This window comes from Luteimicrobium sp. NPDC057192, from assembly GCF_042670205.1.
Lineage (GTDB): Bacteria > Actinomycetota > Actinomycetes > Actinomycetales > Cellulomonadaceae > Luteimicrobium.
Window position 1 is genome coordinate 18,978 of record NZ_JBHUWD010000050.1, and the last position, 8,843, is coordinate 27,820.

General features: G+C 72.8%; 3 protein-coding genes. All 3 read left to right on the top strand.

Annotated elements, in window-relative coordinates; genetic code table 11:
* Window positions 1–183: 183 nt before the first annotated feature.
* From ACFT5B_RS18245 to ACFT5B_RS18255, 3 genes are read left to right on the top strand one after another with little or no spacing between them, the layout of a single operon-like run.
* Window positions 184–3,750 carry a GH92 family glycosyl hydrolase gene (locus tag ACFT5B_RS18245; RefSeq protein ID WP_386800598.1) on the top strand — a complete coding sequence of 1,189 codons (3,567 nt, stop codon included), beginning with the start codon at window positions 184–186 and terminating at the stop codon, window positions 3,748–3,750.
* Window positions 3,751–3,786: 36 nt separating this feature from the next.
* On the top strand, window positions 3,787–4,080 hold the full coding sequence (locus tag ACFT5B_RS18250; RefSeq protein WP_386800599.1) for a hypothetical protein: 294 nt from the start codon (window positions 3,787–3,789) through the stop codon (window positions 4,078–4,080).
* 33 nt (window positions 4,081–4,113) lie between these two features.
* Entirely contained in the window at window positions 4,114–8,787 is a 4,674-nt protein-coding gene (locus tag ACFT5B_RS18255) for a GH92 family glycosyl hydrolase (protein ID WP_386800600.1), read from the top strand.
* Window positions 8,788–8,843: the final 56 nt, after the last annotated feature.

An 8,843-nucleotide genomic window follows, 5' to 3' on the forward strand; every position in this document is an offset into this window, starting at 1 on the left:
AGGGTGAACAAAACGGTAGAGACCCGTTCGCGGCGCCGATATGAGGGGGAGCCGCAGAATCCGGCGGGACGGTACGGGTGAACCCGTAGGGCGTTCCCACTTGACAGCGTTGTCTCCAGCCAGACAGCGTTGTCACCGCGCGGCCCGCGACGGTGCGGCCGTGCTCTACCCAGAGAGGACACCATGAGGCGTACCTTCGGCATCGCCGCCCCGGTCGCGGCGCTCGTCCTGGCGGGAGGCGGCGCGCTCGTCAGCGCGCCGGCCGCCCAGGCCGCGGCGGGCGCGCCCGTCGCGGACCCCGCGTCCTACGTCAACCCGTTCATCGGGACGCAGGACGAGGGCAACACGTATCCCGGCGCGACCGTCCCCTTCGGGATGGTCCAGCTCTCGCCCGACACGGGCCACAACACCGGCTACGACTACACGCAGTCGAGCATCCGCGGGTTCTCGCAGGTGCACCTGTCGGGTGTCGGCTGCGGGCTCGGGGGCTTCGTCCCGATCCTGCCGACCACCGGCGACGTCACGAAGACCGACGACGCCGCGTACGCGCTCGGCTTCAGCCACGCCGACGAGGAGGCGTCGCCCGGCTCGTACGAGGTCGGCCTCGCAGCCCCTGCCGGGAAGATCAAGGCCGAGCTCACCGCGACGACCCACACGGGCGTGCAGCGGTACACGTTCCCGGCCACGACGAAGGCCGACGTCCTGGTCAACGCGGGGCAGGCGCTGTCCAGCGTGTCGAGCTCGAGCGTGAAGATCGTCGACGACCGCACGGTCGAGACCTCGACGACGGTGCACGGGTTCTGCCAGGACACCAAGCCGTTCACCGTCCACACCCGCACGACCTTCTCGCGCCCGTTCACGGCCTCGGGCACGTGGACCGGCACCGCCGTGACGCCGGGCTCGGCGTCCGCGAGCTCGACGCAGCGGACCGGCGCCTACCTCCAGTTCGACACGACGGGCAGCGGCGCGGACGCGCGCGTCGTCGAGGCGCAGACCTCGCTCAGCTACGTCGACGCCGACGGCGCCGCGGCCAACCTGGACGCCGAGGCGTCGGGCTTCGACGCCGCGCGGACGGCCGCGACGAAGGCCTGGGACGACCGGCTCGGCCAGGTCGCCGTGACGTCGTCCGACACCTCGGACGCCGGGAAGACCCGGCTCAAGACGTTCTACTCCGCGCTGTACCGCACGTTCCTCGCGCCCAACACGGGGACCGACGTCGACCACCGCTACTTCGGCTGGGACGGCGCGGTCCACACCGCGGACGGGTTCACGTACTACCAGAACTTCTCGCTCTGGGACACGTACCGCACGCAGCAGCAGCTTCTCTCGCTCCTCGCGCCCGAGCAGTCCGCGGACATGGCGTACTCCGTCGTGCTCGAGGGTGAGCAGGGCGGCTGGGCTCCGCGCTGGAGCTACGGGCCCGTCGAGACGAACATCATGACCGGCGACCCGGTCACGCCGTTCGTCGTCGACGCCTGGACCCAGGGGCTCCTCAAGGGCCACGAAGAGGAGGCGTACGCCGTCCTCAAGCAGAACGCGGACGGGGTGCCGTCGCCGTCGTCGCCGTCCAACGGGCGCTCCGGCAACGAGACCTACATCGCCGACGGGTACGTGCCGTACGTCCCGAGCGCGTCCGGCAAGCCGGGCGACTACGACCTCCAGCACGGCGGGTCCGCGACGCTCGAGTACGCGCTCGCGGACGCGTCGCTCTCCGCCATGGCGCAGGGCCTCGGCCACACCGCCGACGCCGCCCGTTACGCCGACCGCGCGCAGAGCTTCCGCTCCATCTGGGACTCGACGACGTCGTCGTTCCGGGCCCGCGGCGCGGACGGCCTGTTCGTCGCCGAGACCGACCCGGCCAGCGCTCCGGGCTTCCACGAGGGCACGGCCGTCCAGTACCAGTGGCTCGTCCCGCAGGACATGCCGGCGCTTGTCGGGCTCATGGGTGGCAAGGACGCGGCGGAGCAGCGGCTCGACGCGTTCTTCGCGTACGACAAGGTGCTGGCGAACCCGGCGGACACGGCCAAGAACGTCTGGGTCAGCGGGTCGTACGACTACTACAACCAGGACAAGTACAACCCCAACAACGAGCCCGACCTGGCGTCGCCGTACAGCTACCTGTGGACCGGGCAGCCGTGGAAGACGACCGACGTCGTGCGTGCCGCGCTCACGCTGTTCACGGACGGCCCGACCGGCGTGACCGGTAACGACGACCTCGGCGAGATGTCCGCGTGGGACGTCGCGTCGTCGCTCGGCATCTACCCGATCCAGCCGGGCGCCGACCTGTGGGGCCTGTCGACGCCGGTCTTCGACCGCGTCGACATCGCGCTCGACCGCGCCACCTACCCGGCGGGGAACCTCACGATCACGGCCGACGGCGTCTCGGACGCGTCGCACTACGTCCAGTCGCTCGCGACCGACGGCGGAGCGGTGGACCGCGCCTACCTCACCGGCAAGGAGCTCACCTCGGCTGGGACCCTCGCGTACACGGTCGGCTCGAAGCCGTCCGCGTGGGCGACCGGTGACGACGCCGCCCCGGGCGCGCTCGTGTCCGGGGCCGCGGTCCCGAACCGGCTCACCGCGGGCGTGACCACGCCCGCCGTTTACGGCGAGCCCGGCACGGACGTCACGCTCCCTGTCGCGGTCCTCGCGCAGGGGACGGGCACGCGACACGGCACCGTGACGGCGACGTCGGACGAGCGGACGGTCCGGGCGACCGGGACGGAGCCGTGGTCCGTGACCGCCGACGGCGGCGCGGCCCAGACCTCGGTCGACGTCACCGTGCACCTAGCACCGGACGTCTCATTCGGGAACCACGAGGTCACGGTCGCGGTGCGCGACTCCGACGGCACGACCATCCGCGACACCGTCGAGGTCGTCGTGGCCGGCGACTCGTGGCTCCAGGGCGCGTTCAACAACGCCGGGATCGCCGACCGGGGAGTGGCCGGCTCGGGCAACTTCGACGGACTGGGCTGGGCCTACCTGCGCGACGAGATGGCGGGCGCGAGCCTGTGGGCCGGCGGCGAGCACACGGTGCCCGGCACGAGCCTCACCTACGTCCTCGGGGGCGCGAAGGCCGGCCCGGACAACGTGGTCGGCTCGGCGACCCCGGCGACGACGGACGTGTCCGCCGCGCTCGGGAAGGCCCGCACGATCGCGTTCGTCGGGGCGGGTGCCAGCGGCAACCAGACGGGCGACGTCACCCTCGGGTTCGCCGACGGCACCTCGCAGAAGGTCTCCGTGACGCTCACGGACTGGTGCTCCGGCAGCCCGGCGCAGGGCAACGTGCTCGTCGGGCGAACGGCTCACCGGTCGTCCGGCAACGGCACCGGCACCGACGGCGTGGCCTGCGGGCTGTTCGCGACCGCCCCGGTCGCGCTGCCGGCCGGCACGTCCCTCGCGACGATCACGTGGTCGACGAACACCAAGCTCCACGTGTTCGCCGTCGCGTCCGACGCGACGCCCGCCGCGGTCACCGCGTCCCTGCGCGCCAAGACCACGGGCGACGCCCGGCCCGGTCTGACCGTGCACGCGCAGGCGCCGCGGTGGGACGTCGCCGGGACGCACACCACGTACCGGTGGAGCGTCGACGGGCAGGCGATCGAGGGCGCGACCGGTGCGGACTACACCGTGCGCGCCTCGGACGTCGGCAAGAAGCTCGTCGTGACGGCCGTCGGGACGCACGACGGGTACCTCAACGGCACCTCGACCTCGGCCCCGGCCCCGGTCCGGGCGGCGAAGACGTCCTGACGGCGTCGGCGAGCGGCGCCGCCCGTCGACGGTGACGTGCCGTTCGCCGACGGTGACGTGCTGTTCGCCGACGGTGACGTGCTGTTCGCCGACGGTGACGCCCGTCCACAGCTCCGGGCCGCCGGGCTGGGGACGGGCGTCACCGTCGGTGGGCGCGATGTCACCGTCGGTGGGCGCGATGTCACCGTCGGTGGGCGCGATGTCACCGTCGGTGGGCGCGATGTCACCGTCGGTGGGGGCGACGTCACCGTCGGCGGGGGCGACGTCACCGTCGGGAGTTCATCTCTGCGCCGTTCCGGCGTCGCCCGGGCGCCGGGCGACGCCGATTGACTCGCGGCCGTGAACCTGCGTACAGTCCCCGCCATGACAGCGTTGTCGCACGAGCGTGCGAAGCCCGACCGACCGATCCGCACGCCCCGCTCCCGCCGCGCGGCCCTGCCGGCCGCGCTCGCGCTGGCCGCGTCGGCCGTCGTCGTGCCCCTGGCTGGGCCCGCCCAGGCCGCTCCGGCCGCTGGGCCCACCGACTACACCCAGTTCGTGAACCCGTTCGTCGGCACGCAGGGCGACCACGGGCAGGACGGGCCCGGCGCGTTCGCGCCCTACGGCCTCGCCACGGTCACCCCGACGACGACCAACGGCAACCACGTCGGCTACGAGTACACGTCGGGCACGCTCCTGGGCTTCACGAACGTCGCGCTCGACGGCGTGGGCGGCGGTGGCGGCGCGGGCGACGTGCTCGTCGTGCCGACGTACCAGAGCTACACGTCGCGTCCGGCGACGAGCACCTACGGCAAGACGATCCGCACCGACGGCGGGACCAAGGACGAGCACGCGACCGCGGGCTACTACCAGGTCGGCCTCGACGAGGGCGGCAAGGACATCGACGCCCAGGTGACCGCGGCGACGCGCACCGGCGTCCACGACTACACGTTCGACTCGGCGGGCCACGCCTCGCTCGTCGTCGACCTGCAGCACACCGGCAACGGGCGCCGGGCGACCGACCTGAAGGTCGGCACGAGCGCCGACGGCAAAACGACGCTCTCGGGTTCGTTCACGGGCTACTTCTACAACTCGGCCTACCGGCTCTACTACTACGCCGAGACGACCGTGCCGACGTCGTCCGTCCAGACGTGGGGGAGCGGCGGGCTCGGCTCGGCGACGACCCAGGACGGCACGGACATCGGCGCGGTGCTCAACTTCGACGCGACCGCGGGCGAGCACGTCGGGCTCCGCGTCACGCTCTCGCCCGTGAGCGCCGCGCAGGCGGAGCGCGACGCCGCCGTCGAGGTGGGCGGCAAGACGTTCGACCAGGTCCGCAGCGCGACCAAGGCCGACTGGAACGACCGGCTCGGCAAGGTCGACGTCGACGCGAGCGCGACGAACGACCCGACGGGCGACCTCAAGACCGAGCTCTACACGCACCTGTACCGCCTCGCGGACACCCCGATGAACGCGACGTCGACCGACGGCACGTACCGCGGCGCCGACGGCGTGACGTACCGCGCGGACGGCTACACCCACTACGACTCCTGGTCGCTGTGGGACGACTTCCACAAGTACGCCGCCGTCGCGTCGGTCTACCCCGACGTCTACCGCGACGTGGTCCAGTCCCTCGTCGACCTCTACGCCGAGGTCGGGACGAGCGGCAAGGGCGTGGGCAGCCTGCTGCAGTCGGTGCCGACGGTCCGCTGGGAGCGCGCGCCCGTCGTCGTGGCCGACGCCGTCTCCAAGGGCGTGCAGCTCGAGGGCCTCGCGCAGGCGTACCCGGCGCTCGTGGCCCAGGTCGGCGGCCCGGCGAGCCTGACCAACCTCGACTCGCGTGCGGGTGGCCTGCTCGGCTACTCCTACGACGCCGCCGGGCTCGCGGTGATCGCCGACGCGATCGGCAAGACGTCCGACGCCGCCCACTACCGCGACGAGGCCGCGCGCTGGGCCAAGGACTACGACGCCGACGCACTCACGACGGACGCCCGCGCGAAGGTGGCGACGGGTCCGGCGGCCGGCGTCGACCAGGTGGGCCTGCTCATGCCGCGCTCGTCCAACAGCGACACCGCGGGCTTCACGTACACCGACCCGGAGAAGTGGCAGGCCGCCGGCCTCTACCAGGGCACGCTGTGGCAGTACGCCTGGTACGACGCCCAGGACCTCGGCGGCATGGTCGACCTCATGGGCGGCAAGCGGCAGGCCGCGAAGGCCGTGAACTACTTCTTCGGCACGTACACCGACGACTGCTCGCGCAACCTGCACCTGTACGCCAACGAGATCTCCGTGCACGCGCCGTTCCTGTTCAACTACGTCGGCGAGCCCGCACAGACGCAGGACCTCACCTACCGCACCGTGACCGAGCCCGTCTGCACGAGCTACACCGCCGACGGCTCCTCGACGGCCGCGTCGAAGAAGTGGGTCTACCAGAACGCCCCCGACGGCATGCTCGCGACCATGGACAACGACGCCGGGACGATGTCCGGGTACTTCGTGTCGAGCGCGATCGGGCTGTACCCCGTCATGGCCGGCGGCGACACGTTCCAGATCACGTCGCCGATCTTCGACCGCACGACGATCCACTACCCGGGTGGCAAGGACCTCGTCATCGAGGCGCCCGGCGTCAGCTCCGCGAACCACTACATCCAGAGCGCGACCCTGGACGGGAAGCCCCTGAACCGCACGTGGCTCACCGCGGCCGAGATGAACGCGGGCGGCGTCCTGCACTTCACCATGGGCACGAAGCCCTCCGCGTGGGGTGCCGACGGCGTCGCCGAGGACTCGGCCGCCGACCACGTCAGCAGCGCGCTGTACCACCCGGGCGACCCCGTCTCCACGTCCTCCCAGGTCTTCGAGGAGGCGGAGGCGAACGACGGCTCGATCGGCGACGCGGTGTCGGTGAAGGTCAGCGGGACGACGTTCGCCGGCGCGGTCGGCGCCGACCTGACCTCCCAGGTCAAGGCCACCGGGGTGCCCGCCGGGCTGCGGCTCACGGCGACCAAGACGGGCGACGGCACGCTCGACCTCACGCTGACCGGTCGGGCCGCCCGCCACCTCGTCGACGACTCGACCGACGGCCTCCGGGTCACCCTCGGGGCCGGCGCCTTCACCGGCACCGCGCCGAGCGAGGCCGACCGGACGCTCACGCTCAAGGTGCGCTTCGACGGGTACACGCTCACACCGAGCACCACGACGCTCACAGCCGACGCCAAGGGTGCGGTGCGCAGCACGGTCGACCTGACGCTCGGTGGCGGCGCGACCTTCGCCGGCAAGAACCGCCCGGCGCTCCGGGGCGCCATCACGTTCCCCGGCCTCGACGAGGGCGTCACCGCGCAGGTCGCGCGGACCGGCGACACCACCGCGGAGGTCACGTTCAAGGGCAAGGTGCGGAGCGCCACGACCTCGCACTTCACGGTGCACCTCACCGACGCCGCCCTCCAGGGGGCCACCGCCGCCGAGGTCACCGGCGCGGGCACGACGGCGCTCGACCCGTTCACGCTGTCGCCCACGACCGGCACGCGTGCCGACCTGCAGGCGCTCTACGACGACGCGCGCCTCGTGACCGCCGACCGCTACTCGGCGGCGTCGTTCGCCGCCCTCGAGGCGGCCGTCGCCCGCGCCGGGTCCGCGCTCGCCGACGAGGAGTCGTCCGAGTACGTCCTCTCGGCGGCGCTCGCGGTGCTCCGGGCCGCGGCCGACGGGCTCGAGATCGGCGGCGACGGCTACCGGGTGCTCCAGGCGGAGAGCTACGACCAGTGGTCCGGCGGCTCGCTCAAGACCGAGAACGGCGGCAGCGGCACCGACGTCGGCGGCGTCTCGCCGGGGTCGTGGCTCGCCTTCCGCGGGATCGACCTCTCGGGCGCGCCGCTCGACTCCGTCGTGATCGACTACGCGCACAACCCGGGGACCGCGTCCGCGAGCTCGGCGGTCGAGCTCCGCACGGGCTCGCCGACCGGGCCGCTCGTCACGACGATCGCGCTGCCCACCACCAACGGCTGGTCGAACTACACGGCGCTCACCCACACGTTCACCGCCGACGAGGCGGCGAAGCTCGACGGCACGAACGACGTCTACTTCGTCTTCACCGGCGCGCTGGCCCCGGGCCAGAGCTGGGTCGCGAACGTCGACTGGTTCCAGTTCGTGCCCGAGGCGGCCGCGGTCGAGACGTCGAAGACGATCCAGTTCGAGTCGGTCCGGACCGGCTACGGCATGCTCGGTGCCGCCGACTCGGGCCTCGTCGCCGGGACCGACTACGTGGGGGCCGACCTCAAGACCGAGGCCGGGTCGGTGGGCGGGCAGCTCGCCGGGACCAAGGACGGCGCGTGGGTCCGGTACCCGGTCGACCTGGGCTCCCGCCACGCGACCACGCTCAGCGTCCGGTACGACGCGCCCTCGACGAAGGTCGTCGACGGCAGTCTCGCGTTCTACCTCGACGCGGCCCCCTCGGCGTCCGCCGAGCCGTACGTGACGGTCCCGCTGCCGAGCACCGGGTCGGGGTGGGGGACGTACGGCACCGCGACCGTCACGCTGCCGTCGGAGCTCGCCGGGGCCCACACGGTCTACGTGGCGCTCCACAGCAAGCCCACGTCGAGCCAGCCGTACGTGGGCAACCTCGACTGGTTCGCCCTGGGCTACGGCGTCGACAAGTCGGCGCTGCACGCGGCGATCGCCGCGGACGGCGGCCTCGTCGACGACGCCGACCTGTACCTCGCGACCGACTTCGGCGTCTTCACGCGGGCGCTCGACGCGGCGCGGGCCGTCGACGCCGACGAGGACGCGACGGCGGACCAGGTGGCCACCGCGCTCCGTGCGCTGACGGTGTCGGCGAGCCAGCTGCGGTGGAAGGTCGTCAAGCAGCTCGACGACCTGCGAGCGAAGGCCGAGGCCGTCCAGGAGGGCGACGTCACCGCCGTCACCTACCGCAAGCTCCAGGAGGCCCTCGCCGCGGCCGACGCGCTCGACCCGGCGACGAGCAGCCGCGCCGCGTACGAGGCGGCGCTGTCGCGCCTCGCGTCGGCCTACGACCGCTTGGCTCCCGCGAAGCCGGGGCGCTGACGGACGAGGAGGCCGCGACCTCGAGGGCGGGGGCGCCCGGCGGGTGGGAGGACCAC